Annotated in this window: 26 protein-coding genes; all 26 read left to right on the forward strand. The window is 50.4% G+C overall.

All coding sequences use genetic code 11. The features are described from left to right. Positions 1-175: 175 nt before the first annotated feature. The 26 genes from HPY58_00305 (at position 176) to HPY58_00430 (ending at position 26,881) form a co-directional block, all read left to right on the forward strand. On the forward strand, positions 176-1,138 hold the full coding sequence (locus tag HPY58_00305) for a hypothetical protein (GenBank protein ID NPV28100.1): 963 nt from the start codon (positions 176-178) through the stop codon (positions 1,136-1,138). 114 nt (positions 1,139-1,252) lie between these two features. After that, entirely contained in the window at positions 1,253-2,005 is a 753-nt protein-coding gene (locus HPY58_00310; GenBank protein NPV28101.1) for a DUF4198 domain-containing protein, read from the forward strand. A gap of 172 nt (positions 2,006-2,177) precedes the next feature. Then, positions 2,178-3,788: a nickel ABC transporter, nickel/metallophore periplasmic binding protein gene (gene nikA, locus HPY58_00315; protein NPV28102.1), complete on the forward strand. Its 1,611-nt coding sequence runs from the start codon at positions 2,178-2,180 to the stop codon at positions 3,786-3,788. 22 nt (positions 3,789-3,810) lie between these two features. Continuing rightward, the gene (locus HPY58_00320) at positions 3,811-4,560 is read left to right on the forward strand and encodes a methyltransferase domain-containing protein (protein ID NPV28103.1); all 750 of its coding nucleotides are present in this window, start codon (positions 3,811-3,813) and stop codon (positions 4,558-4,560) included. A gap of 185 nt (positions 4,561-4,745) precedes the next feature. Next, a complete protein-coding gene (locus HPY58_00325; protein NPV28104.1) occupies positions 4,746-6,305 on the forward strand; it encodes an ABC transporter substrate-binding protein in 1,560 nt (519 codons plus the stop codon). Between the two features lie 31 nt (positions 6,306-6,336). Continuing rightward, the gene (locus HPY58_00330) at positions 6,337-6,852 is read left to right on the forward strand and encodes a GNAT family N-acetyltransferase (protein NPV28105.1); all 516 of its coding nucleotides are present in this window, start codon (positions 6,337-6,339) and stop codon (positions 6,850-6,852) included. A gap of 505 nt (positions 6,853-7,357) precedes the next feature. Beyond that, entirely contained in the window at positions 7,358-8,302 is a 945-nt protein-coding gene (locus HPY58_00335) for an ABC transporter ATP-binding protein (GenBank protein NPV28106.1), read from the forward strand. Continuing rightward, a complete protein-coding gene (locus HPY58_00340) occupies positions 8,292-9,020 on the forward strand; it encodes an ABC transporter ATP-binding protein (GenBank protein ID NPV28107.1) in 729 nt (242 codons plus the stop codon). Before HPY58_00335 ends, HPY58_00340 begins: the two co-directional genes overlap by 11 nt. A gap of 16 nt (positions 9,021-9,036) precedes the next feature. Beyond that, positions 9,037-10,416, forward strand: a complete 1,380-nt coding sequence (locus HPY58_00345; protein ID NPV28108.1) for a hypothetical protein — start codon at positions 9,037-9,039, stop codon at positions 10,414-10,416. A gap of 43 nt (positions 10,417-10,459) precedes the next feature. Further along, positions 10,460-11,134 (forward strand): MotA/TolQ/ExbB proton channel family protein, encoded by a 675-nt coding sequence (locus HPY58_00350; GenBank protein NPV28109.1) that lies wholly within the window; start codon positions 10,460-10,462, stop codon positions 11,132-11,134. Beyond that, positions 11,061-11,387: a DUF2149 domain-containing protein gene (locus HPY58_00355; GenBank protein ID NPV28110.1), complete on the forward strand. Its 327-nt coding sequence runs from the start codon at positions 11,061-11,063 to the stop codon at positions 11,385-11,387. Before HPY58_00350 ends, HPY58_00355 begins: the two co-directional genes overlap by 74 nt. A 12-nt stretch (positions 11,388-11,399) precedes the next feature. After that, positions 11,400-13,373: a hypothetical protein gene (locus HPY58_00360; protein NPV28111.1), complete on the forward strand. Its 1,974-nt coding sequence runs from the start codon at positions 11,400-11,402 to the stop codon at positions 13,371-13,373. Positions 13,374-13,402: 29 nt separating this feature from the next. Continuing rightward, the gene (locus tag HPY58_00365) at positions 13,403-14,206 is read left to right on the forward strand and encodes a class I SAM-dependent methyltransferase (GenBank protein ID NPV28112.1); all 804 of its coding nucleotides are present in this window, start codon (positions 13,403-13,405) and stop codon (positions 14,204-14,206) included. A gap of 51 nt (positions 14,207-14,257) precedes the next feature. Further along, positions 14,258-14,596, forward strand: coding sequence for a copper amine oxidase N-terminal domain-containing protein (locus tag HPY58_00370; protein ID NPV28113.1), 339 nt, complete (start codon positions 14,258-14,260; stop codon positions 14,594-14,596). Continuing rightward, positions 14,494-16,284 (forward strand): hypothetical protein, encoded by a 1,791-nt coding sequence (locus HPY58_00375; protein ID NPV28114.1) that lies wholly within the window; start codon positions 14,494-14,496, stop codon positions 16,282-16,284. The genes HPY58_00370 and HPY58_00375 overlap by 103 nt, the downstream gene beginning before the upstream one ends. A 473-nt stretch (positions 16,285-16,757) precedes the next feature. Continuing rightward, positions 16,758-18,707, forward strand: coding sequence for a hypothetical protein (locus tag HPY58_00380; protein ID NPV28115.1), 1,950 nt, complete (start codon positions 16,758-16,760; stop codon positions 18,705-18,707). 287 nt (positions 18,708-18,994) lie between these two features. Then, positions 18,995-19,993: a radical SAM protein gene (locus HPY58_00385; protein NPV28116.1), complete on the forward strand. Its 999-nt coding sequence runs from the start codon at positions 18,995-18,997 to the stop codon at positions 19,991-19,993. After that, positions 19,993-20,217 (forward strand): PqqD family protein, encoded by a 225-nt coding sequence (locus tag HPY58_00390; protein NPV28117.1) that lies wholly within the window; start codon positions 19,993-19,995, stop codon positions 20,215-20,217. The genes HPY58_00385 and HPY58_00390 overlap by 1 nt, the downstream gene beginning before the upstream one ends. Positions 20,218-20,244: 27 nt before the next feature. Beyond that, a complete protein-coding gene (locus HPY58_00395) occupies positions 20,245-21,204 on the forward strand; it encodes a radical SAM protein (GenBank protein ID NPV28118.1) in 960 nt (319 codons plus the stop codon). Beyond that, entirely contained in the window at positions 21,201-22,091 is an 891-nt protein-coding gene (locus HPY58_00400; GenBank protein ID NPV28119.1) for a radical SAM protein, read from the forward strand. Before HPY58_00395 ends, HPY58_00400 begins: the two co-directional genes overlap by 4 nt. An 11-nt stretch (positions 22,092-22,102) precedes the next feature. Further along, on the forward strand, positions 22,103-23,044 hold the full coding sequence (locus HPY58_00405) for an ABC transporter ATP-binding protein (GenBank protein NPV28120.1): 942 nt from the start codon (positions 22,103-22,105) through the stop codon (positions 23,042-23,044). Continuing rightward, complete coding sequence (locus tag HPY58_00410; protein ID NPV28121.1) at positions 23,037-23,780, forward strand: ABC transporter permease; 744 nt, start codon at positions 23,037-23,039, stop codon at positions 23,778-23,780. The genes HPY58_00405 and HPY58_00410 overlap by 8 nt, the downstream gene beginning before the upstream one ends. Positions 23,781-23,805: 25 nt before the next feature. After that, positions 23,806-24,717: a class I SAM-dependent methyltransferase gene (locus tag HPY58_00415; GenBank protein NPV28122.1), complete on the forward strand. Its 912-nt coding sequence runs from the start codon at positions 23,806-23,808 to the stop codon at positions 24,715-24,717. Positions 24,718-24,722: 5 nt separating this feature from the next. Beyond that, positions 24,723-25,658 carry an ABC transporter permease gene (locus HPY58_00420; GenBank protein NPV28123.1) on the forward strand — a complete coding sequence of 312 codons (936 nt, stop codon included), beginning with the start codon at positions 24,723-24,725 and terminating at the stop codon, positions 25,656-25,658. Then, positions 25,659-26,588, forward strand: a complete 930-nt coding sequence (locus HPY58_00425) for an ABC transporter permease subunit (GenBank protein NPV28124.1) — start codon at positions 25,659-25,661, stop codon at positions 26,586-26,588. Next, positions 26,585-26,881, forward strand: coding sequence for a radical SAM protein (locus HPY58_00430; protein NPV28125.1), 297 nt, complete (start codon positions 26,585-26,587; stop codon positions 26,879-26,881). The genes HPY58_00425 and HPY58_00430 overlap by 4 nt, the downstream gene beginning before the upstream one ends. The last annotated feature ends 15 nt before the right edge of the window (positions 26,882-26,896 follow it).

Genomic DNA, 26,896 nt, shown 5'->3' on the forward strand with positions numbered 1-26,896 from the left:
ATACAGATCAGGCGAAGCAAGGTTTGGAGGTTGATTCGGAACCGGCGTTAGACAGTTCTTGCGAGCTTCCGACATCTGACATCTGCCTCGGACATCTAGTTAAATACCCGCTGGCGGGTAATAAGCCGGAGAATTCTGTGATCAATGCCGGTTCTGGGTAAAGGTGGGGATGTAGGTGCAGCTCATTTTAGATGTCCTGCCAAATGTCCTAAAGCTGTGGAAAAGTGTGTTGCCTTCCATGCTGCTTGGTTGCTTTCTCGGCAATCTGTTTCAAAATACCGTTCTTCTGCAGCGCCTGGGCCGGGTAATGCAGCCCCTGGCGCGGCTGGGCCGTTTGCCTGCGGGCTGTGCGACACCCCTCACCTTGTGCCTGGCCGACCGGATTGCCGCCTACACCATGCTGGCCGAGCTGAAAAATACCGGGGTAGTCGGGGCCCGGGAGGTGGTGGTTTCTTTTCTGGTTTCCGCCCTTCCTACGGGGATCTATTATACGATATTTTACTTCAGCCCGGCGGTTATGGCCTCCCTGGGGTGCCATACCGGAGCCGTATACCTGGCAATATACCTTGGCATAAGTTTAATGATCGGCGCCGTGGGAATGCTGCTGGGCAGGTTGCTTTTGCCGCTGCCGGATCAAGATCAGGAAGAGGGTGATCGAAGCCGGGAAACGGTTGGTTTATCCTGGCGGGATAAGCTGGCTGAAGCGGTGCGCCGCACGCTTCCCGCTTTTTGCCGTCTGGCTGTGGTATTCATGCCCGTCACCTTTCTGGTAGCGATCCTGCTGCATACGGACCTTGTCAACCAAATATTGCGGCAGGTTGAACCTGTCTTAAGTTACCTGGGCCTGCCGGCCCCTGTGATCCTCGTTATTACTACAGGTGTAATCAGCATGGTTGCAGCCATAGGCGCCCTCGGCCCCATCCTGCAGGCCGGTTTGGTCACTCCGGCCGAGGCGGTTATCGCCTTGCTGGTTACTTCGGTGCTGCATTACCTGTATGAATTCTGGAGCAGTGGGCTGCCGACCAACATTTCTATTTTCGGACCCAAATTAGGCGGGAAAGTAAGCCTGGCAGCGCTGGTGGTGCGGGAGTGTGCGACTTGCCTGGCAATAGGGTTGGTGGTTGTCTTGTTTAATTAACGTTTCTCCCTGATGTAACAGCGCTTTAAGTGAACATCTCAGGAGTCGTTGCCGGGTAGATGGGGTTTAATTTCTTAAGTATCTATTAAATTACAGTTTAAGGAGTGGTGGAGGATGGGTGAAAAACCGAAAATCGCCTTGCGCGATACCACGGACTTGATGGTATACGGCCACGAAGTGTGGCTGGAGATGGCCGGCAGCCACGGCCACGCAGGCGGCAACGTGGAGGTGTATGTGAAATGGGGGCACAATATGCAGACGGACGGGCTGGCCCGGAAAGAAGGCATGACCACGCTGGTTGTGGCTCCGGGTGGGGAAAAAGAAGAGTTGGCCATCGGCGATGGAGGCCCCGATTATTATATCCTGCGTCTTTCTGCCCCTGCCGAAGGGTTTTATCACGTTGTTGTTCAAAATACCGGCAGCTACGTGCTGGATAAGGAGGGCAAGTATCATCAGGGTACCCGCAGGGAACACCCGGATGCGGCCCAGGCCGTTTTATATAACCAGTACGCGCAGACTTTCGTACCGGTGGGACACGACCTGGAGGGTGTTCCCCAGCGGGCCGGAATACCATTGGAAATAATACCGGCAGTATGGAAACAATGGCGGGTGGGTGATGAAATCGGCCTGCAGGTACAATTCCGCGGTGAGCCGCTGGATGGTGTGGCCCTGGATGTGGCCTGCAACGGGCCTGGTGGATACCGGCAGTGGCAGGAAATGACGGGCGGGGACGGCCGCATCAATCTGCAGGCCCGGGACCCCGGCCGCTACCTGGTGGTGGCCCGCTACCGGGTGCCGGAAGGGGAAGAAGGGGTGTATGATGCCCTGTCCCTGACGGCAACATTGTGCTTTATTGTGACTAAATAAAACCCTGTTACGAGCAAAAATGGCACTTAAGCTACAAGGAAGTTAGACGTTACGCGGCAACGTCTTTTGTCTATAGGCTCTGAAGGACCGTCATGGCCGCCTCTCGTGCTGCTGGCCATGACGGTTCATCAAGGTGAATGCCCGTAAAAATCTAAGAAGAGAGGGATAAATTATGTTTCAAAGACACAAGTTTTTTATCAACTTGTTTATCGTAATACTGCTAGTTGCAATCTTGACGGGCTGTGCAACGAAAACCGGGGTGAGTGTAAAAGAAAAAGGAGGAGAAATAACGGTAGCTGTCGCTGAAGACCCCGGGTTTGATCAGCTGGATGCAGCCTCCTATAACGGTTTAATTCAAGCTTATCCGATGATCTATGACTCTTTGGTAGAGTATGGAGAAAAAGGCAAGATTCTACCCGCTTTAGCCACGTCCTGGGAGATTTCACCTGACGGTAAAACTTACACATTTCATTTGCGACAAGGAGTAAAGTTTTCCGACGGTACACCTTTTAATGCTGATGCGGTCAAATTTTCCCTGGAAAGGTGGCGCCAGAAGCCAGAGCATTCTTCAATCACTGCCTCCAAAGCCCTGGAGAAGATTGAGGTTGTTGATTCTCATACCATTAAGTTGCACTTTAACATCTGCTACTACCCCATCCTGACGGAATTGACGTATCCCCGGCCGGTGAGAATTATGAGCCCTTCTGCGGTTACTCCTGCCGGAGATCCCAATGGTAAGTTCGTCAAACCGATCGGGACAGGCCCCTGGATGGTTGAAAGCTATACTAAAGACCAGCAGGCTGTCTTGGTGAGAAATCCCAATTATTGGGGAGAAAAGCCCAAGCTAAGCAAGATCATTTTAAAGGTTATTCCCGACCCTCAAGCCAGGGTGCTGGCTCTCCAGAGCGGAGAGGTGGATTTGGCCGGAGGGCGAATGAGCAGTATTCCTCTGGAAAGTCTCCCGTTAATAACAAAAGACAGCAAGCTGCAAATTCACCGGACCGAGGGGAGCACATCTTATTTCTTGATCTTCAATTATGACAATGAGTTTTTCCAAGATGTCCGCATTAGGCAGGCCATCAACTATGCGATCAACAAAAGGAGCATGGTGGACAATCTCCTTAGTGGGGTGGGCAAACCTGCGCAAGGGCTTTTCCAATTCACTGTTCCCTATGTTACCGAAAGAAATAACCAGGGTTACCCGTACGATGTGAACAGGGCCAGGGAACTGTTAGCGGAAGCTGGGTGGAAAGATACAGATGGCGACGGCATACTGGACAAGAATGGGAAGCCTTTTAAGGTTTCTTTGACCTTCCAAAACGTAGAGTATCCTGAATGGAAACCCATGTGTGAAGCCATCCAAGGAGATCTGGCGAAAGTGGGCATTCAGGTAAACTTGAAAATGCTGGAGCGCACTGCTTATTATGATGAACTCTGGAAAAACAGGGGCTACGAACTCATTATCTACCGCACCTATTCGGACTCCTGGAATCCTCATGGCTTTTTAGCGGGACTTTTCCATACTGCCAAGGGTAAACCCGCTGTTGCCTGGGCTGATCCAAAACTTGAGTTGCTGATTGATAATGTCTTATCTACTATGGACGAAACAGAAAGGCAAAAAATCTATGATGAAATATTCAACTTGATTTACGAACAGGCCATGTGTGTGCCTCTTTATTACCCGGAAGAAATTATGGTAGTTAATTCGTATGTCCAGGGTTTTGAATTCGGAACCACGGCGTATTTTCCCGTAAAATGGGAAAAGCTTTTTGTGACCAAATAAAGCCGGGCGAGAGGGGAGTAAGATGATCAACGAGATATCAAATTACTGGAGCCGGGAAGCGAGTGAGTACGATAAAAGTATCCAGGCTGAGTTTCGCAATCAGAAGGGTATTGAAGTGTGGAAAAATCTCCTTCGAGAAGCCTTGGGAGAGAAAGTACCCCAGCATGTCCTGGATGTGGGAACCGGTTCCGGATTTTTAGCATTGCTTCTGGCCGAAATGGGACACCGTGTTATGGCCGTGGATGCTGCACCGGGAATGCTGGAAATTGCATCTAGAAATGCTGCCCAACGCGGTTTACGAATAGATTTTCGTTTAAATGACGCATCGGAACTCGTTGGATTTGCCGACGATACGTTTGACGCAGTAGTTTCCCGCCACGTCGTCTGGACCTTGCCGGACCCGGGAAAGGCATACGCTGAATGGTGGCGGGTACTACGCCCGGGAGGAAAGTTAATAGTTATTGACGGCAATTGGTACCTAAACCTGCGTTCCCCGTTCAGGAGGGCCTGGCAATTTTTTGCCTGGATATTAATCTTTCTTTCCGAGGGCTATAAACCCTGGAAGCGGGACCGGAATGAGGAATTTTTGCAGAAATTACCCCTTATTGACCGCCTCCGGCCGCAGGAGGATCAAAAAATATTAAACGCTTGTGGCTTCAAAATAATTACCGTTAAATCTAACATTAATTCTCAAATACGAAGCATATTTGAACATTTGAAGACAGGCTATTGGGGAGATACCTTTATGATTGTTGCCGTGAAACAAGCATAAGCCCCTCTGGTGCCGGATGTACGTCTGGAGATACCTTTATGATTGTTGCCGAGAAACCAGTTATATGATGCAAAGCTGGAAGATCGACCGGAAATGTGTTCAATTACTAAATACATCTGCTTGGGTGACTGAATCGATATTTCTGCAGTGGAATCATATGGTATCTGAAAGGGAGGTTACAGATTATGAAGTCGAGCAAATATTTGATCGCTCTGATAACGATTGCATCTCTTTTGCTGTCAGCATTGGGTTGCGGCCAAAAGGTATCCGAAAAAGCGTCGACAGGGGGGACAACGGAGAAAACCCTCACGCTAGGCCTGGCCCAGTCGCCGACCAATCTTGACCCTGCTGTGGAATATAACGGCTGGTACACTGTGGAATACGGTCTGGGAGAGACCCTATTCAAGATCAACAAAGATATGAAGATCAGACCCTGGCTCGCAGAATCATGGAAAAGAGTGGACGAACTGACCTGGAAGATCAAGATCAGGGATAATGTCTTCTTCCATAACAACAAAAAGGTCGACGGAAAGGCGGTCAAGGTATCGCTCGAGCGTTCCCTGCGAATGAATAAGAGAGCGCCTGAGTTGCTCGATATCGCATCAATAGAGGCAAATGGCAATGAGATTACGGTAAAGACCAACCATCCAAACCCGGCATTGCTGAATGCCCTGGCAGATCCCCTGACGGTGATCGTTGATGCAGAGGCAGCCAGTGCCATGGGCGATGCTTTTGCCATGAAACCCATTCTGACCGGCCCCTTCAAGTTAAAAGAATATGTGAAAGACGTTCAGGTGGTCGTCGAAAGGAATGACGATTACTGGGGAGAGAGGCCGAAGCTGGAGAGGGTGATTATCAAGCTTATTCCTGATGCCAATACCAGGATAATGGCCCTGCAGGCGGGGGAGGTCCAGGTTGCGAACAACATTCCTGCAGAAAGCCTTGAGGCCATTAAAAAGAGCAGATCATTCCGGACGCTCAGCTGGTCCTCTGTGCGCACCCATATGCTCATTTTTAATGTCAAGAAACCAGGACTTGACGATATTAACGTGAGAAAAGCGATTAATATGGCCATTAACAGGGAAGACCTGGCTAATAAAGTGATGAAAGGCAGCGGCATCCCTGCGGTTAGCCCTTATCCACTGGTCCTGCCTTTTGGCGGGAATGAGCTGAAGGGATATGCCTATCAACCCGATGAGGCCAAGAAGCTCCTTGATGCCGCAGGCTGGAAGGTTGGCTCTGACAACATCCGCCGGAAGAACGGGAAAAAGCTGGAGTTTACCGTTCTCTGTTATAAAAGCAGGCCAGAGCTGCCGGTTCTTTTGGAGGCCATCCAGGCTGAGCTGCAGGAGATCGGGATCAAGATAAATATTTCAGTTGTGGAAAACATCAGCGATGCTCTGAAAGGAGACTTCGATGCTGCCATTTACAGCATAAACACTGCTCCGACTGCTGATCCTCAGTACCTGCTGGAGATCATGTTTAGGACGGGAGCGAGCTCCAACTTCGGGAAATACAGCAATCCCAGGCTTGACGCTCTGGTCGATCAGCTCAAAACCGCTTTCGATACCCAAAAGAGAAACTCCATAGCAAAAGAGGCTCAACAGGTGCTGCTCGATGACGCAGCTTTCGCATTCCTGGTCTACCCCAAGACGATTGTGGCCATGAGCAATAAGGTTAAGGGGATTACGCCATCTCCAACCGAGTACTATCTGTTGACACCAGAGGTGACGCTTGCAACGTGATTGAGGTGATTAGTGCGTGGGGGTGATCCATATGCCAACAAGTGCGGGGATTGTTGTCAGGAGCGCGGCAGGGGATAATGCTCAGGAGGTTGCCGAATTCGCTATTCGCAGCATTAAAGAGGTTTATGGTAGAGAGATCAGGCCGGATTGGGACCGCGATCTGCTTGAGTTTCAAAAGGTCTACCTCGAAACCCCTGGCAATACCTTTTTGACCGCTTATGCCGAAGATGATAAGATTGTCGGCGCCCTGGCCGTGCGCCGGTATGACGGGCGAATACGGATTTTGGATGGTTTTTATGATTTAAAGGCGACGGCAGAGCTTTCCAGATGTTACGTTGATAGGAAATACCGAAGAAGGGGAATTGGTTCCCTGTTGGTAAAAGAAGCTGAACAATTCTCCAGGGGAGCAGGGTATAAAGTAATTTATCTCCATACTCATATGTACCTACCAGGTGCTTTCGAATTCTGGCATTCGCAGGGATTTAAGCTAAGGCTGGATGAAGGGGGCCCCCAGCAAACTGTCCATATGGAAAAATTTTTACCTTAGGTATAAATCTGGTATAAATCTGATAGTTGGCGCCGTGGGGATGCTGCTGGGCAGGTTGCTTTTACCACGGCCGGGGTGGGTCAGGTTTGGGCTGGTAAGGCAATGGAGAATAACTGCGGGGTAATCAAGCCCGAGTAATGAGGACCGGCGGGGAGAAAAGGACCTGGAGTACGTTCCGTCAGTACCGCATCCGCAGCGTTCCGGGCTTGTAAAGAAATCGAAATGCAAATACATCCTTGCCCTTAATGGTAAGGCCGGGCAAAAGGTGAGGTTGCCAGCTATTCTGTTGCAGGAATTTATTACTTAATGTCGAAGCTTAATGTCGAATAGAATATCTCCCGAATAAAAAGGCGGCTGAAGCTGCTCTGGTTTGGTTGAGAGAAAGGCAGACCACGAAGGTCTTTTCTTGCAGAAGCAAGATGAGATTTTCGTGGTTTTTTGTTTCAGTGGCTCCTCGCAAGGAAAGGGGTACGCGGCGGCTTTTTTAAGCTGTCAGGCAGGGTGTTTGATAGTGGATTCCAGTTTGCTTCTTATCAGGGACCTGTCGGTGGAATTTCCGGGTCCCGGGGGTTCAATCCGGGCAGTGGACAGGGTTGACCTGGAGATTGAAAAAGGGGAGCGGGTGGCCCTGGTCGGGGAAACAGGCAGCGGCAAAAGCGTCCTGCTTCTCTCCCTCCTTCGGCTTTTGCCGGCCGGTGCCCGGATTGCCGGAGAAATCTGGTACAAAGGAAGGAACCTTCTCCGTTTATCCGAGGATGAACTCTGCCGGATCCGGGGGCGGGAGCTGGCCTACATTCCGCAAGGGACAGGAAACGCCTTGAACCCCGTCTTAACCGTGGGAATTCAAGTGGCCGAGCCTCTGATCGTCCACCTGGGCTTCAAAAAGAGGCCCGCTCTGGCAAAGGCGGTTTCTCTGCTCGGGCAACTGGGCATCCCCGAGGCTCACAAAAGAGCCTTTGAGTACCCGCATCAGTACAGCGGAGGGATGAAGCAGAGGGTGCTGGTGGCCATGGGGGCAGCTGCCGAGCCCCAGGTTCTCCTTGCTGATGAACCTACGAAGGGAGTGGACTGGGAAAGGCGAGAAGAAATCATAAACCTCTTTCAAAGTTTGGCAGAAAAGACTATCTTAACCGTTACTCATGACCTCTGTTTTGCCGAAAAGTTTGCCCAAAAGGTGGCAGTAATGTATGCAGCCCAAATTGTGGAGGTGGCTCCCCGGGCGGAATTCTTCAGACAGCCGCTCCACCCTTACGCCCAGGCGTTGCTGGCCGCCTTACCCCCCCGCGGCTTGCGGCCCCTGGCCGGCTACGCCCCTGAGCACGCCAGCTATGGAGAACCGGGCTGTCGTTTCCGAAAGCGCTGCCCCCGCGCTTTCCACCACTGCCAGGCGGAGCCACCCCTTTTAGAACAAAACGGTCGCCAGGTGAGGTGCTGGCTCTATGTTAGTTAAAGCAGTTGCCCTGAGCAAGACCTATAAAATCGGGTGGCTCAAGAAAAGGTCCATTAAGGTGATCAAAGAGGCCGAGATCTTTATCGATGAAGGGGAGACCGTAGGCCTCGTCGGGGAAAGCGGGAGCGGCAAAACCACCCTGGGGCTCCTTTTAACAGGTCTTTTAAAACCCGATGAGGGTCAGATTTTCTTTAACGGGAAGGAAATCACCAGACTGACTCCGTCTGAGAATAAGGATTTCCGGCGCCAGGCCCAGATCATCTTCCAGCACCCCGAGGCGGCCTTCAACCCCAAATGGAGATTGATCCGGAGCCTGGCCGAACCGTACAGGCTGCACGGAATCCCCTTTACAGAGAAGGTCCTCTTAAAGCAACTGGAAGCCGTCGGCCTGTACGCCGAGCACCTGGGCCGCTACCCCTCCCAGCTGAGCGGGGGAGAACTGCAGAGGGCAACCATCGCCCGCGTCATGGTGCTTGAGCCGAAGTTTCTCGTGCTGGATGAACCCACCAGCATGCTGGATGTCATTACCCAGGCGCAGATCATCAGGCTTTTGCAGGCGATTCAAAAGGAAAAAGGGGTGGCCTATCTCTTCATCAGCCACGATTTAGAACTGGCCCGGTTGTTCTGCCGGCGGATTTACCGCCTGGTGGACGGGAAGCTGCAGGAGCAGCCGCCGGTGCGCCAGCCTCACGAGATCCTGCAACAGGGTGCTTTTTAAGAAAGGGGGCGCGGAATTGCAGCGCTGGAAATGGATTTTGTTCTTGTTCGCAGGTTATCTCTCTGTTGCCTGTTTTGCCTCTGCTGCTTTGGGGCAATCAGATCTGAGCGTCCTCCGCTTTGACGAAAAAATCAAAAAAGAAACCATCGATCCCGAAAGATATCCCAGCCGGGAGGCCTATGCCGTGGGGGAAAAGCTGGCCCGGGAGGCTATGAGCAGGTTCAGAGCAGAAAAAGGGAGTTACCCCCCGCGGGTAGCCGCAGTGATCTGGGGCAAGGAGACGGCGGGGAGGGAAGGGCCGATGGTTTCCTTTGCCCTTGCCCTGCTTGGCGTCAGGCCCCGGTGGGATCCATCTGGAAAAGTGGTTGGCCTGGAGTTGATCAGTCCCAGTGAATTGGGCCGGCCGCGCACCGATGTCATAATGATAGCCACAGGCCTGTTTCGCGACCTTTTCAAGAACCAGGTGATTATGCTGGACCGGGCCCACCGCCTGGCCCTGGCGGCTTCTTACCAGAGCATCACCTCAGCCTATCCCGACCTCCAGGGGGCCCTGGATGCCTCCCTTGCCTCTTTAGAAAGAGCCAGACTGCTCACAAAAGGGAGGGAGCCATTGGACTCCAACTATGTTGCCGGGTGCTGGATAATTGCCGTCCGCGAGCTCCTGGCCAAAGGCCACCAGCCAGAGGAAGCCGGCGAACTGGCGGCGGCCAGGATTTTTGCTCCACCTGAAGGAGAGTTTGGTTCCGGAGTCGATGTTGTCGGATCTCCGCAGGACCCGGAAAAGGTGGCCAACCAGTTTGTGAACCGCCTGGGCAATGTTTATTCCGAGACGGATTGGGGTGCAAACCGGCCCGAACTTTTCAAGGAACTGCTGAAGGGGTGTAATGTACTCTTCCACTGTTGCAGCGAAAGTTCGATCCTTGACCAGGACGACCTGCCCCTGGAATACACCTACGTGCCGGGGCTGAGGGCGGCCCTGGAAAAATGGGGGGGAGGGGAGGTGGAAAAAATTACCGGGACACCCCATGGCCTGCAGGGAGTTGAGACCGGCAAAGAACCAGGACCGCAGGAAGATTCCCGGGTTCGGCTTGGCGAAAAGGGGAGCGCTCCGGCGGTTCAGAAAAAGCCATCAGCAGCAGGGGTAGAACCGGTCCAAACAAAATCCCAACAGCAGCAGGCAAGTTCAGCGCCTTTGCCGCCCCGAGCACCCGAGGTTAAACCAGGGCCGCTGATCTTTGAAGTGGAGCCTGTACCATTGCCTGCTGCCCATTCCCAGGGGCAAGCTTCCTGCTGGCCTGCTGTTGGAGTCCTTCTGGCCCTGCTTGCGGTGGGCGGAGCAAAGGGGCTCCTCCAGCACAGGCGAGAATTTGGCCAGATGCATCCAATTGGTTTTTGAGGAGGAGTTGAAATTGGGTCTGCTGTACGGATTGAAGGAAGTAATGCACCAGCTTTCTGCCATCCTGCTGGTTCCCACCATCGCCGTGCTTCTGTTCTTTATTTGTTTTGCTGTAATTGAACTGGGCAGCCTGCTGGTGGAATGGCTCTTTTCGAGGCGTGCTGCTTTAACCGATGTTTCTGATTTGGTGAGAAAAATCAAAATGAGCAGGCACCGGGTGGAACTGGGAAGACTGGTTGAGGAAAGCAATATGCTCCGCAGGCAAAAAGAAGCGCTGGGCGCGCTGCTGGCGCAGTCAGAACTGCCCCACGCTGCCTGGGAGGCCCTGGCGCGCAGGATGCTTACTCGGGAGGAGCTTTTTTACGCAAAGATAGTGACCAAAACAGAACTCGTGGCCCGGTTAGGCCCCATGCTCGGTTTGATGGCAACACTGATCCCTCTCGGCCCGGGGCTAATTGCTCTGAGCCAGGGTGATACCAAAAAACTTGCCGAAAGTTTGCTGACGGCGTTCGACGCCACCGTGCTTGGCCTGGCGTCGGCCGCCATCGCCTATTTCATTTCCAGGGTGCGCCGGCGGTGGTACGAGGATTACATGAGCATCCTGGAAACCGTTACTGAAGCTTTGCTGGAGGTGAGCAAGAGCCATGAGGTCGCTGCGGAAAAAGAAGGGGCTGCTGACTTCGGCGGAGGAAGCAAATCCCTTAGAGGGAGCGATTAACATTGTAGACGCCATGCTGGTCTTCGCCTGCGGCTTGATGCTTGCCCTGGTGATTTACTGGAAAGTTCCGATCATCCCTCAGGGAGAAAGAATCGAGTTAAAACAAGCGAGGGAAGTTTCCCATCTCCCCGAAGTGCGGCGCGACCTGCTGGAAACACCTGGGGAAGGAAAGGCTTATGAAAAGGTGGGGACAGTCTTCAAAGACCCCGAAACAGGAAAACTCTTTATGGTAACCACAGAACAGTTGAGATAGGGGGGAACAATGGTGGCGAGAAAAGCCAGGTTTTTTACTCTGGCGGTTTTATTCCTTTTTGCCGTAACCCTTTTTAATGGGACGGCCTTGGCTTATGCGAAGGATTTCAGCGTCAAGGTCGACGGAAGGGAACTGGCTTCTGGGTCATCACTGCTTAATGAGCAGGGAAGAATTATGGTTCCTGTTCGTGGCTTGGGTGAGGCGCTGGGATTAAAAGTCAGGTGGTACGGCGATGAAAGGATGGTCACCCTGCAAAAAGGGGACCTGCTGCTGAAGCTCACTGTCGGGAGCAGGGCGGCTGAGAAAAACGATGGAAAAGTTTTTATGGAGGTTGCGCCGAAGATCGTAAACGGCAGGTGTTTTGTCCCTCTCCGCTTTGTCGCCCAGACCTTTGGCTGCCAGGTGGGGTGGGACCATGGAAGGCAACTGGCTGACGTAAAGAGCGGCAGGGTGAAGGAGGTATCGCTGGGGACGCTCAGCCCACTTGAACCGTTGAATATCTTAAATGCTCTGGGCGCCTGGTACCGGATGAACCACCTGGGCTTCACTCATGTCCAGCTCGTTCAGTATAATTCCCAGTTGAACATTGTGCCGTGTCTTGCCGAAAAGTGGGATGTCTCTCCGGACGGGAAGGCAGTCACCTTTTACCTGGTAAAGGATGCCCGGTGGCACGACGGGAAGCCGGTGACAGCCGAAGACGTGAAGTTTACCTTTGAATACAAACTCAAGCACTTGAAAGAGCTTGCCCGGTGGACGGTGGCCGCAATCGAGAGAATCGAAGTTGCCGACGAGCACACAGTTACCTTCTACTTGAAGGAACCCCTGGTCTATTCCCTCTTTAAGGATCTAGCCATCGGCATCGGGATCATCTTGCCGAAGCACATCTGGGAGAACGTTGAGGATCCCAAGAAATACACCGCAAGGGAGAACCTCATTGGTAGCGGCCCCTTTATTTTCGAGTCCTACGACCCCGCTTCCCAGACCGCCACTTTCAAGGCCAACCACGACTACTTTGCCGGGCAGCCGAGCGTCGAAAAGGTCAAGGTGAAGTATTACAAAAACGTTGATGCCCTGGTAATGGCGCTTAAAAAGGGAGAAATCGCTGCTACATATGACTATGCCATGCCCGTTCCGGCCTCTTATGCCCCTGCCTTGCAGGATGTTCCCGGCCTGGAGCTGGGGGTAATCCCCGACTTGGGAATCATGATCTACATGGCTTTTGGCAGGGAATACCCGGTGCGGGAGAAACCTTTCCGGGAAGCGGTCTCTTACGCCATCGACTACGAGATGCTGGTGAAGGCGATTGCCGGGGATTACGGCGAGGTTCCGGGACGCGGCATCGTGCCCCCGAGCCTCCCCGGGTATGACCCGTCGATCCCCAGGCTAAAACAGGACCTGGCGAAGGCCAATGCCCTCCTCGACCAGATGGGCCTGAAAGACAAAAACGGGGACGGGATAAGAGAGCTCCCGGACGGCTCGAAGCTGAGCATTCCGGTTACGCCCGCCACAAAGAAAGGAAAGGAAACGATGATGGTGAGGGCCGCGGAGGTAATCTGCAGCCACCTGAAAAAGGTTGGAATCGATGCGTATATCGATCCTGAGGTCCTCGGTAATGAAGAGAAGTGGCAGCAACGGGTCTGGAACGACCGCGACTACTGGTTCTACCTGGGCTATGCCACACCGGGCGCGGCCATCTACGACGGGGGTTTGATGTACTTTGTGGATGCCCAGGGAGCTTTCGGCACCCGCGCCGATCCGGAATACGTGCGGATCTACCAGAAAGTCAGGCAGGCAAAAGACGATTCGGAGTGGACTGCTGCCTTAAGAGAAGCCCAACACTACCATGCCCGCGAACTGCCGGGGCTCGCCCTGATCTGGGGGAAGGCCCTGTATCCGTACCGGACGGACAAGTTTAGCGGCTGGGTGATCCGCAGCGGGTTCGGCCCCGTAAACTACCAGACCTGGTTCAGCCTGCGCGCTCATTAAGAAGGCTGCCGGGCAAGGAGGCTGCTAAAGTGGAACTTGACTGGGCAACAGTATGGCACCAGAAGCGCGAGGAGTATTTCTGGACAAGGAGGCTGAAAGAGAAGGGGCTCACCAACGAAGACTACTGGGACAATTACCCTGATGAGCTCTACTTTGACCACGGGTACAAGAATTATCCCGGGGCCATCCTGGAGAAGATGAAGTCTTACCTCGGCCCCAATTCTAGGGTCTTGGACATCGGGGCCGGGGACGGCGCCTATACCGTTCCCCTGGCCCGGATCGTCAAGGAAGTTACGGTTGTCGAGCCCTCGCAGGGGCAGATCCGGAGGTTGCTCAAGAGGACGGAGGGGCTCGAGAACATCAAGATCATCAACAAGCGCTGGGAGGACGTGTCGCGGGAGGAATTGCAGGAGTACGATCTGGTCAACGCCGCCTACTGCTTTGCCATGCCCGATATCAAGGACGCCTTGATGAAGATGTGGGGCTGCACCAGAGGCGTTCTTTTCCTGATCACCCAGGCCGGCAGCTCCCTGGCTGCGGTGTATCCCCTCTTCGTCCCCGACTATGAGCCCCCTCCCGACTATATCATCCTCTATAATGTGGTCTACCAGCTGGGGATCAAGGCCAGCGTGGAGATCAACACCAGGCGCTATCTTTACCCCTGGGACCTGCTGGTCAAGACCTGGCGCCACGATGAGGGAATTGCCCCGGAAGATGAAGATAAAGTGCGCGCCTACCTGGAGGCAGAAGGAAAGCTCGTCACGAAAGAAGACGGAACGCTGTGGGTCAACTGCTGGTACAGGGATGCGATGATCTATGCCGAGAAAGAGTGATTCCGGCGAGCATTAAAATAGTTCAGGGCTGGGCAAAACCGAAAACCGCAAATGAAAGGAGTGTTGCGTGACGTGAGGTTTAAAGCGCTACGACTGCTTGCCCCGGTTGTTATCCTCTTGTTTACTGCCAGTATTTTATGGGGAATTCACCCTGCTTTTGCCGCCCCTAAGATAAGCGTTCTCGTGGACGGCCGGAGGGTTTCTGCCGATGTGCCTCCCTTTATTGAAAACGGAAGAACCCTTGTTCCTGTAAGAGCCCTCGCGGAGAGCTTGGGAGCTAAGGTAATTTGGGAGGAGAAGGAAAAACTATCACTATTGAAGCCGAAGGCAAGAAGGTCAAGCTTCAAATCGGCAATCGCTTGGCTTCTTCGGACGGCCAGACAACCGTGATGGAAGTGGCTCCCAGGATAGTCCAGGGTCGGGCTTTTGTTCCCTTGCGCTTTGTGAGCGAGCACCTGGGGGCGGCCGTGAAATGGGACGGAAATACGGGTACCGCTAGGATATTCAAGGAAACCCTTCGCCCGCTCGTCCTGGGTACCGTCAGAAAAGGCGGTTTTGGAACCTTAAATCCTAGAGTAGCCGATTGGTTGTCCCAGTCGAACATTGAAGGGGTCACACATGTGGGCCTGGTAAAGTTCACCCCCGATCTGAAGCTAGCTCCCTGTCTGGCAGAAAGGTGGGAAATATCCCCCGAAGGCAAAGCCGTTACTTTTTACCTCCGCAGGAATGCAAAGTGGCATGATGGGACACCAGTAACTGCTGAAGACGTGAAGTTTACTTACGAGGCTAATTTAAAGCACCACTTCATGACTAACTGCAATCTCATCTGGGAACCATTTTTTGAGCGGGCAGAAATAAAGGATCCCTGGACGGTTACTTGCCATTTCAAGCGTCCGGTGGCTTACGCCGCACTCCTTGAAGAAGCCGGAAACTACATGCTCCCTAAGCATATCTGGGAAGATATAGTGGCCACTGGGGACCCGGGGAAGGCTACAGGCCGCGAGTTGATGATTGGCAACGGCCCCTTTATCTTCGAGCGTTACGATCCTGCAGAAAGAATAGCTTACTTAAAAGCCAACCCCGATTACTTTGCCGGGAAACCGGTCCTCAATGAAGTTCGTTACAAGATTTTCGACACCATGGATCAGGCCGTTCTGGCCCTCTGCAAAGGGGAAATTGATGGCTTGGGCACCTACTATGAATCGGTAGCACCAGCCTACGCTGAGGCTCTGAAAAAGACAAAAGGTGTTTCCCTGGGTCTCACGCCCAACACGGGGATTAGCTTCCTCCTCCAGTTTAATGTGCAAAAGTACCCATTGAACCTTAAGGAAATGCGCGAGGCAATCTCTCTGGCCCTTGACTATAACCAGCTGGTGAAAATGTTTGCCGGGGGTTACGGGGAAGTCCCCGGAAGGGGTTTTATTCCCCCGCGTGTTCCGGGTCACAATCCAGAACTCTCCAGGCTGGCGTATGATCCCGAAGGCGCAAAGCGAATCCTCGACTCTTTAGGTTTGGTGGACAAAAATGGCGATGGCTGGCGCGACCTTCCAACTGGGGAAAAGCTTATCCTTGCCCTTATCCCCTATGGATCTCCTGATGAATTATATATCCGGATGGCCGAGGTTATAGCCAGTTATCTAAAGAACGTGGGTCTTAATGCTACCCTTGACCAGGAAGTAATCGGCAATGTTGATAAAGCCAGCAAGAAGCTCCACGATGATAAGGACTTCTGGTTGTGCGTGAGGAGGGCCTACCCCATGATCACCCAGGTCATTGGCGGGCTGTGCCACTTTGTTGACCTGGGCAAAACCAAGGAAGGAATAGGCGCCTGGGGCACTTCCGATGACCCGCAGTTGCAAGAGCTCTATTTTAAAATGCTCTATGCCAGTAACGAAAAAGAGGCCTTAGAGGCGATTCGGGAGCTGCAGGATTACTACAACAAGACGTTGGTGGGAATCGCCTTGAGCTGGAACGAGCTGTTATATCCCCACAGGATCGACAAATACACCGGTTGGATTACTTACCCCAGGTGTCCCTTTAATTACTTCTCCTGGTGGAGTTTAGAGCCTGCAGAATGAGGAAGGAACGCTGCCTTAGTCAAATAATTAGTGTTTTGGTGAAAGTAGACCTAACGGTGAGCCTGTACGAGATCATGACCTACAGGCAGTGAGGATACATGAGCTGTGGGAACCGTATAGACAGAACTGAAAGCGATAATAACAGAATTTTTTAGAAAAAACAAGAAAAATATAGAGACTTATCCAGAATCTCCTAATGAATCGGTCAATATAAGATTTTATGGTGATGAGTTTTTATGATACAATGCCTTCAAGACAGCAGGTAGCAAAATAAACAAAAATGAACAGAATATAGCAGTAAGAGGAACCGCGAAGGTTTCTACCATGCCGTGAAGGCGGGTAAGATCTTCGCGGTTTTTCTTTGATATAGGGGGTGGGAATTGAAATATCAAAACAAGCGGGCGAGCTTAAAAAAAATGCAGGCTTAATATTCGCAAATCACTTAAAAAGTAATGTGTAAGGGGGCGTAAACAATGAATTTGCCTAAGAGCAGGTTCGTTTTGGTATTGCTCACCGCAATGCTTGTGGCAGGCTTGCTCAATATTACCGTAGCACCAGCTGCCATAGCCACTCCAGACAAGCAAGCCATAAAAGTTGAGGTAGACAACAAATTATTGGCCTTTGATGTTTCCCCGTTTATTGAAAAAGGGAGGGTCCTTGTTCCTGCCAGGACACTATTCGAAGCTTTAGGAGCCTCAGTCGAATGGGATGGAAAAAGTAAAACAGTAACTGCGGAAAAAAATGATACTGTCATTAAATTAACCGTCGGCAGCAAGATTGCATCCATCACCCAAAGAGGAGTTACCCAGGTTGTTTTGGATGCGCCTGCAAAAATTGTCAATGGGCGCACCATGGTGCCTTTACGGCTTATCAGCGAGGCCTTCGGGGCAAAGGTGGCGTGGGATGACCAATCGCGCCTGGTGAGAATAGCTACCGGGGTCCCGGCTAAAGAAGAACTGGTTATAGCATTAAATACCTATTCTCCGAGCAAGGCTTTTAAAGTAGCTGGCTGTACGCAAATTTATGAACCTCTACTCTTTCTCAACAGAAAGTTAGAAGTGCAGCCAGGATTGGTACTCTCCTGGGATAGACTAGATGATCTTACGTGGAGCCTTAAAATACGTGAAGGGGTAAAATTCCATAACGGTAAAGAATTTGATGCGGAATCAGCCAAGTTTGCGTTTACTATTTATCTCGATCAGTTAAAAACAGGTTATGTTGGCCAGAGAGTAAGTCAAGTTGTAGATCACAATTCTTTCAAAGTAGTGGACAAGTATACACTAGAAATAAAAACACTTAGGCCTTACCCCTTTTTACCTAATTTAATGACCCATGGGTCTATAGCAGGGTTTGATCCTGAAGCAATAAGCAAAGGAGAAGTAGTTGGCACAGGGCCATTTAAATTTAAGGAAGAGGTCAAAGACCAGTATGTAATAGTTGAGCGCAACGATGAGTACTGGGGCGAAAAGCCCTACTTCAAACGAATTGTATTTAAACCAATACCAGATGCCAATACCCGGGTAATGGCTTTACAAAGAGGGGAGGTTGATGTAGTCCTTTATCCTCCTTACCCGCTTATTAACGAACTAAGGAAAGATTTTAACGTAGTTGTAGCTCCGCGTGGCTGTACAGCTATTCTTCTGTTTAATCACAATCGTCCTCAGATGCAAGACATCAACTTAAGAAAGGCGCTGTGTATGGCCTTCGAAAAAGATAAGATTGTAAGCAGAGTTTTTTATGGGACAGCCAGTCCGGCCAAGGCAATAGTACCACCTGAGGTCATATATTCTGCAGAAAATGAAATCCAAGGATGGTCTTATAATCCCAACGAGGCGAAAAGACTTATTGGAAAGGCTGGTTACCGGGAGACCGATAGGGGTTATGTCGATAAAAACGGTCAACCTTTGAAACTCAGGTTTACTTATTATGCCCCGGAAGAAGGCTATAAGGAACTTGCCGAAGCTATTGGTTCTTACTACAAGAAAATAGGCATAGAAACAGATATCGTAGGCTTGGACTCGAATGCTTACTACAAAGAAGTAATTGAGGAGGGGAATTTTGATATTTGTCTTGACCTGGTGGGTCTTTTCTGGGGTAGCCCCAGCACAATGCTTTACGACCAGCTTTACAGCAAAAGTGGTTTGATAGGTTATCACCGGCCGGAAGATGAAGAGATAGACCGGCTGTTAGAGGAAGGAATGGAGCTGGAAAGCAGGAAAGATCTTGCAGGAGCAGCAGAAAAGTATAAGGCAGCGCAAAAGAGAGCTTTAGAAGAACTGGTTGTTTCATGCCCTATAGCCTATCAGAAGCATATTGTTGTTTCAAAGAAAAATGTAAAAGGTCTTTCTCCTTTCCCAATGTATAGAATGTACTTTAACGGCGATGCTGAAAAAGAGCTGATAAAGGTAAGGTGGGAGGAATGATTTGCGATGATGAATTTCTGCAAGCTTTTGGTTTCCGAGGCTTGCAGTGATTAACAGTTGAGGGAGGAGGTGAAAAGGTATGGAGTGGACGCTTGAGCTGGAGGAGTTTGTGTTTGCAGGTTGCATGAGTAATCATGCAGGACAGTCGGGTTTCTGTGTTGGCGAATCTGCGGAAGAATAGCAAATTTTTGGTCAGGGTGGGGGTTTACCCCCACCCTGACCCGGATTTCAGTTTTACTGAAAAGGGAGCCTGATATTTTATGTATTTACCAAAAAGTCCCCTGGAATTGTCCATAGAGCTTACAACACGTTGTAATCTTGATTGTCCACACTGTCTAGCTGAAGCAAGCAAAGAAGGCAAGAGTATACCCTATGATAGAATACTATCACTCGTAGATGAAGCTCAGCTTATAGGCGTAAGGATATTGGATTTAGGAGGCGGTGAACCACTTCTTTACGATGGTTTTTTCGACTTATGCGAGTACATATTGTCGAAAGGGTTAAAGTTGTCTTTTGTTACAAACGGTTTGCTTATACCAACTAGGATTAATTCATTGCGGAGAATTTTAAAAAAATATGATGACTTGTTGGGAGTAGGGGTCAGTTTAGACGGCCCTTCACCAGAACTCCATGGTTATTTTCGGCCCAAAGAAACCTTTGATTCTGCAATTGAGGCAATTATTATGTTGCGTGAATCAGGCGCCAAAGTTTCTGTTTCATGTGTCCTAAATAAAGAAAATATCAAGGTAATTCCAGAATTTTTAAGTTTCCTTTCTGCACTTAATATTTCAGATGTAAGATTCCTACCATTTATGCCTTTAGGCAGAGGTGCTAAGTTTAAGAGCGAGGTTCTTTCTTCTAGAGCAATATATGATTTTCTTCAGCAAAAGCATTCATGGAACAAAATATTTAAAGGTAACATAGGCTTTCAAATGCCCTGGGAATTTCTTTTTCTTCCCCCTAAAAAACGCCAGGCTGGGCCATGTGAAGCAGGATACACGCGCCTTTGGATAAATTCCCATGGAGATGTAACGCCTTGCGCATATATGATAGACGTTATTATAGGCAATATCTATCATGATTCTATAAGCAAAATTTGGCATGACTCGTTTGTATTAAAGAAACTGCGCGACCCCACCTTGCTTAAAGGCCCCTGTGCCACCTGTGCTTACCGTGACGGCTGCCGGGGAGGCTGCCGGGGCCTAGCTTATTTTCTGGAGGGTGATTATTTATGTTCGGATCCTTACTGCCCGATTGTTGTCCAAGGCAAAGAGACACAGGCTTAATGCAGCGCCAGGAGGGGGACAGGCTTGTACTTTATCGGGGGCACCAGCTTTTTGTTTTAGGAAGCTATTCGGCAGAAATATGGCATTTATGTGACGGCCAGCACACAATAAAGGATATGGCTGAAATAGTAGTTAACAAATATAACGTTGCCAGGGAAAGAGCTATGGAAGAGATAACCGGTTTTCTTAATCAATTAATGGAAAAAAACCTAATTGTTATATAAAACGCCTCTTTGGAAAGAAGGTTAAACATGAGTTTAGGTCTTCATCTGGTAACTTTAGAAATCACCGGCAGGTGCAACCTATCCTGCAGCCACTGCTACCGGGGAAGTGAACTTCCAGAAGACTTTAGTGATTTTAATTTGCTTTTGGGCTACCTTGCTAAAGTAAAGCCACATTTCATTACTGTTTCCGGGGGAGAACCTTTGGTTTTGGAGAACATTTTTGAGTTAGCTAAAGAACTTAAAAAAGTGTGCCGGAAGCTTTTGCTTACTACCAACGGCACTTTAGTCCGGGAATTTCCGAGGGAATATTTTAAGATTTTTGACGAAGTACAGATAAGCTTAGACGGCGATGAATCAACTCACGATAAGATAAGAGGAAGAGGGGTTTTCGAAAAGGCGGTTAGCGCTGCCTGCTATTTGAAAGAAATTGTGCCGGTTTCTTTTCTCTGTACAGTAAATGCAGACAACCACCATAAGCTGGATGCCTTTGTCCAAATAGCCAAAGAAAATGGCGCTGTAGCCAAGATTGCCCGCATGTGCGGTTTTGGAAAAAATAACCTGGCTCCTTTAACTGACCCTTCTATTTGGAAAGACGTGTTGTTAAAAGCTTTTCACGCTGGCCTCCCCAACGATGACCCTTTAAATTTCTGGTTTAACGAAAAAAAGAAAAAATCTGTAAAACCCAACAAAATAGCCGGCGGCTGCACTGCCGGTATTGCCGGGGTGGCCATTTCACCTGAAATGGACGTTTACCCTTGTGTAAAGCTAAGGATTCCCGCTGGAAATCTTAAAAACCAAAGTTTAAGAGAAATCTGGCTAAATTCACCATTATTTATAACCTTGCGCAACTGGCATAACTTAAAAGGAAAATGCTCCGGCTGTGAATACATTAGCATCTGCCGGGGGTGCCGGGCCGATGCCTGGGCGCGCTCAAAGGATTACCTGGCCGCTGACCCCTTATGCTGGCTGGAAGGTGGGGGCCGGTGAAAGAATTCGCTTTAAGCCACCCCTTTATCCTTGCCCTGGCTTTAAACAATTACGACCCGTTCCTTAATCCAGGAAAAGTAGGCATTTTAAGCGAATCAGCTTACGACCAGGTCTTTGCTTACCTTAAGACAAACCCACCCCAGGGTGTGCTCGTTTTAACAGGCGGAGAGCCTTTTGTGGATTTGCGCTTAAAGGAAATTCTTTCCCTGGCGCGAAGCATGAGGTGGCCGGTTTCTGTAGATACCTGGGGCGGCTTTTTGGAGCAGCCTTCATCTTTAAATCTAATTCAGCAGATCCGCCTGCGTCTTTTTTCTTTAAATCCAGAAAAACATGATCAGATCGCAGGTGAAAAAGATAATTTTCAGAAAATAATGGTTTTTGCCCGCTGGCTGGCTGAAAATTATAACCAGGAGAAAATCCTGGTCTTCCCGGTTTGCCGGGAAAACACGGAAGAAATAGCTGATATTTTAAGCTGGTGCGCCAAACATAATTTTAAAGCCAATATTTTTATTGTTCCCCGGCACCATAAATATGCTCTCGAGTTTACGTCTTTCCAACAGATAATCAAAAAGCTGGGAAATTTACCCTTACGTGAGCTGATCATAGACATCCCCCTGTTAGGCCTGTCCGGCTTTCCCAACCTTTGCCCTGGGGGAAGGCTGGCCATGTTTATTGGCCCGGAAGGGGAAGTAAAACCCTGCCCCTACTTTCCCCTCCCGCTTAGCCACCTCAAAGAAGGCGTTTTAAAAGCCTGGGTTTGCTTGCAGGCAAAGCTTACGGAATTAAATAAAGGCTGTGCTTGCTGTCGTTATTTTTCTTTGTGTGGCGGCGGCTGCCTGGCAAATAAAACCGGGGCGGGAAAAGACTACTACTGTCCTCTCCAATGAGGTGCTTTTTAATGAATATCCTGGAAGTAAAAGATTTAACCAAATACTTAAAAAAACAAAAGGTGCTGGACAACCTTAATTTTGTTTTAAAAAAAGGAGAGGTGCTGGGCTTTTTGGGGCCCAACGGAGCAGGGAAAACCACAACGATAAGGATCATTACCGGCCTCTACAGGCCGTCCGCAGGGCGAGTCTTTATTGCCGGGATCGATGCAGTCGCAAACCCCATCAAGACCAAGGGCCTTTTTGGCGTCTGCACCCAGGATTTCAGCTACAACGCACACTATAACATCGAGCAGGACCTTTACTTTTACGCCCGCCTCTACGGGCTTCCCCGCCAAGAAGCCCTGGAAAGGGCCAGGCTTGCTCTCCAATGGGCGGATTTAACGGAACACAGCAAGAAAAACGGGGCGCACCTCTCCGGCGGGATGCAAAAGAAGGTCCTCTTTGCCCGGGCAATGATTAACGATCCCCCCCTGCTCCTCCTGGATGAACCAACTACAGGCCTGGATGTGCGGGCCAGAAAAGAGCTCTGGGATTTAATTCAAAGGCTGAAAAGCCAGGGGAAAAGCATCTTTTTAACCACCCATTATTTAGAAGAAGCGGAGCAGCTTTGCGACCGGGTGATTATCATCAATCAAGGGAAGCTTGTCGCGCAGGGAAGCCCAGAAGAGCTGCGCAAAATCATCGGCAAGCCGCAGGTTTTATCTGTAGAGCTTAAGGAATCGCCCGCGCCGGAGGAAATGAACCGGTTGAACGGGCTGCCAGGGGTAAAGACTTGCCATCTTCAGGGAAAAACCCTGGAGGTCACTTTTAATGGTGATTCCCGGCAGGCAGGCTGGCTCGTCCAGGAAGTTTGTTCTCGGTTTAATCCGCTGGGGTTTTCTTTAAGGCAGGCTTCGCTAGAAGAAGTTTTTTTAAAGGTTACCGGGAAGGATGATGAGGTAAATGCATAAGCCTCTGCAGGCGATTGGCGTTACCTGCGAATACGTATTATATGATTACTTGATCCACCTCCCGTACTTTGCCGTAAGAACCCTCCTTGCCCCCGCCCTTTACCTTTTTGCCTTTGGTTTGGGGGTAGGCACTCTTACCCGCTACGGGGGGAACACTTACTTTGAATATGTTTTTCCAGGAATTTTAATGATTACCGTGATGCAGGTAAGCTATACTCACTTCAGCTCGGAGCTCTGGATTTCCCGGCAGGTAGACAAGTATTTAGAGCTTTTAATGATGGTGGCCCCTATTTATCCGCTGGAAGCAGTGGCTGGTTACCTGATTGCCGGCATTTTCATTTCTCTTTTTGCCGTGGGTTGTTTTTTAGTCATGGCGTATCTGGTTATAGGGAGCAGTTCAGTTTCTTTAGGCTGGCTTATTGGCTTTAGCGCCGGCTTGGGGGTGTTTTTTACCTCGTTGGGGATTATTAGCGGGATAAGCCACACCAATCCTCATCACTTCACCACTACAGGCACTCTGATTTTGCTGCCGCTTTCCTTTTTGTGCGGGATATTCTTCCCTCTTGAACTTTACCCAAAGGCGGTGCGCTGTTTTATCGAGCTTGTTCCCCTGACTCAGGCGGTGGAAGGATTAAGAAGCAGCTCCCCTTTAAGGCACCTGCTCTATGTCTGGGGGGTGGCTTTGTTTACCGCCATCGTTTCAGCCAGGATCTTTCATCGCAAGATCGTTTCTTAATTAAGGAGGGAAAGGAGGATTGAGCTTGGACTTTAAGCTCCTCAAGACGGCCGGGTTCTGGCGCAGCGCCTGGGAAGAAGCTTTAAAAAATTCCCTATGGGCTAAAAGGACGAAAGATAGCTCTGACTTCTGGAATAAGATCGCTCTTACTTACGGGCAGGAGAGACAAACAAAGGAAAAAGATCGCTTAGAAGCTGTGATGGAAATTTTAGAGACTCAAGGGATTTTAAATAAAGATTCCGTTGTCCTGGATATAGGCTGCGGGCCGGGGGTTTATGCCCTGCGCATGGCACCTAAAGTAAAGCAGGTAGTGGCTTTGGACAGTGCTGAGAAAATGATCGAGGTTTTAGAAGAAAAGGCTAAGGAAGCAGGTTTGCCAAACATAACCACAGTGGTTCTTCCCTGGGAAGAGGTTGATTTAGAAAAAATGGGCTGGTCGGGTTATTTTGACCTGGTCTTTGCTTCCATCACACCGGCAATCAGAGATCCCGAAACCTTCCTGAAAATGCTCGCCGCCAGCCGCAAATACTGCTGCCTCATTGAATTCGCTGGAGGTTATCATAACCCTGTTTTTGCTGAACTGTGGAAACTTATCTTTAAAGAAGCTTACCCTGGTGGCGGATTTGAAGTTATTTACCCTTTGAATTTCTTGCTGGCTTTGGGTTATCTTCCAAGCTTACGCTTTATCGATGATTTTTGGGAGGAAGAAAAACCTGCTGAAGAGGCCATTGAAAGCCTTTGTGCATCTTTTGGCCGTTATACAGATGTTACTCCTGAAATTAAGCAGATAATTTCTGACTACATCCAAAAACAGAGCAAAGACGGCATTTATCATCAGAAAGTATCGCATCATTTAGGAGTCATCCTCTGGGAGGTAAACAAAAAAAGAATTTATCCGGTTGGCCGCCAACCGGATAATTGGGGCCAAAGGGGTTGAAGAAAATGAGAACGTATCTCCTTAAGCGTTTGTCTTACCTCATTCCGGTAATGTTTGGCATCTCCATAATTACTTTTGGCTTAATTCGCCTGGCCCCTGGAGACCCGGCGGAGTTGATCTTGCGGCAGGGCGGGATTGAACCGACAAAAGAAGAGGTAGAGGCGCTGCGTGAAGAGCTGGGCTTAAATGCCCCGGTTCCTCTCCAGTACCTCCGCTGGCTTATAAATGTCCTTCACCTGGACCTGGGAAAGTCCTATTATACCGGCGAGCCGGTGGCAAAGGAAATCCTCGCGCGCTTTCCGGCAACCCTGGAGCTGGCCGGGGCGGCTATTGCTCTGGTGGTCTTGCTTGCTCTGCCCGCAGGTATTCTGGCTGCCCTTTACCGCCAGGCCGCAACTGACCATTTAATGCGCCTGATCGCTATTTTAGGCGCTTCTTTGCCCGGTTTCTGGCTGGGCCTGCTCCTCATTTATCTTTTTGCCGTAAAGCTAAAGCTTTTGCCTGTCATGGGAAGAGGTGGCTTAGAGCATCTTATTTTGCCTGCAGCAACCTTGAGCTTTGGCATGGCGGCAACTTACGCCAGGCTCCTGCGCGCAAGCATGCTGGAGGTGCTGGGGCAGGATTACATTACGGTGGCCTGGGCTAAAGGACTGAACAAAAGAGAGATAGTCGTCCGGCATGCTTTAAAAAACGCCCTCTTGCCGCCTGTGACCATGCTGGGTTTGAGCTTTGGCCACCTTTTGGGGGGGACAGTGATCATTGAAACCGTCTTTGCCTGGCCGGGGGTGGGCAAGTTTTGCCTGGAGGCCATTTTTAACCGGGATTATCCGGTTGTCCAGGCTTACGCCTTGTTTATGGCGGTGGTTTTTGTCCTGGCCAACTTGGTGGTGGATCTATCCTACCGGCTCCTCGACCCCCGGGTAGAGGTGGAGGAGAGCTAAATGCAGGAAGCAAGAATTTTGAAAGAAAAGATCGGGGTAAGGCCGGAGGCAGCAGGCCTGTTAAAAATTTGCCAGGACCCTCTGGCTTTCGCCGGCCTGGTCATCGTTCTAGGGTTTATAGCGGTTGGGGTGCTGGCTCCTTTCCTTGCCCCCCATGACCCGGTAGATGCAAACCTTGACCAGGCTCTTCTTGCACCTTGTAAGGAATACCCGCTGGGCACTGATCAACTGGGGCGCTGCCTGCTTTCCAGAATAATCTGGGGAACAAGGGTTTCTCTTACCACTTCTTTTATTGTTTTGCTGGCCATCCTGGGAATCAGCATCCCTTACGGCCTGATTTCCGGCTGGTTTGGAGGCCGGGTAGACAATTTACTAATGCGCATTGTGGACGTGCTGCTGGCTTTTCCCAATATTATTTTGGCCCTGGTCATCGCCGGGATGCTCGGCCCCAGTCTCACCAACACCATGCTGGCTTTGGCCGGTGTTTCCTGGGTAAGCTTTGCCCGGCTCATCCGGGGACTGGTGCTGCAAATAAAAAAGCAGGAATTTATCCTGGCTGCCAGGGCCTTAGGCGCATCAAGTTTATGGGTTTTATCCCGTCACGTCCTTCCCAATGTTATCGGGCCGGTGGTGGTGCTTGCCACCTTAGACCTGGGCTGGATTATTTTAAGCATTTCCGGGCTTTCCTTTATAGGCTTGGGAGCCCAGCCGCCTGCTCCGGAATGGGGGACAATGCTAAGTGACAGCAGGCCGTACTTTCAGGTGGAACCAAACCTGATGCTGTTTCCTGGTCTGGCCATTATGCTCGCGGTGCTGGGCTTTAACCTTTTGGGAGACGGGTTAAGGGATGTGCTCGATCCCCGGGAATCCGTCAGGGGAAAACGGAATATCCTGGAAACAGAAACCGCGAAGGTTTCCACCTTGCCATGAAGGCAAGGAGGAGCTTCGCGGTTTTTTGTTTAGGGGGTGGGCAAATTTATACACCTTTGGTGGTAACCGTGGAACTTACCAACCAGTGCAACCTCAGGTGCCGCCACTGCTATGCCAGCGCCGGGGAGAAGCTGTACAACGAACTGAGCCTGGCCGAGGTCAAGGAATTGCTTGGAGAGTTGTCCCGGCTGGGCACCATGGAGGTGGAATTCAGCGGCGGTGAGCCCCTGTTGCGACCCGATTTGTTTGAGATTATTGCATATGCGAAAACCTGGATTTTTCTGTTGTTTTAATAACCAACGGAATTA

The organism is Bacillota bacterium (assembly GCA_013177945.1).
Taxonomy (GTDB): domain Bacteria; phylum Bacillota; class DSM-12270; order Thermacetogeniales; family Thermacetogeniaceae; genus Ch130.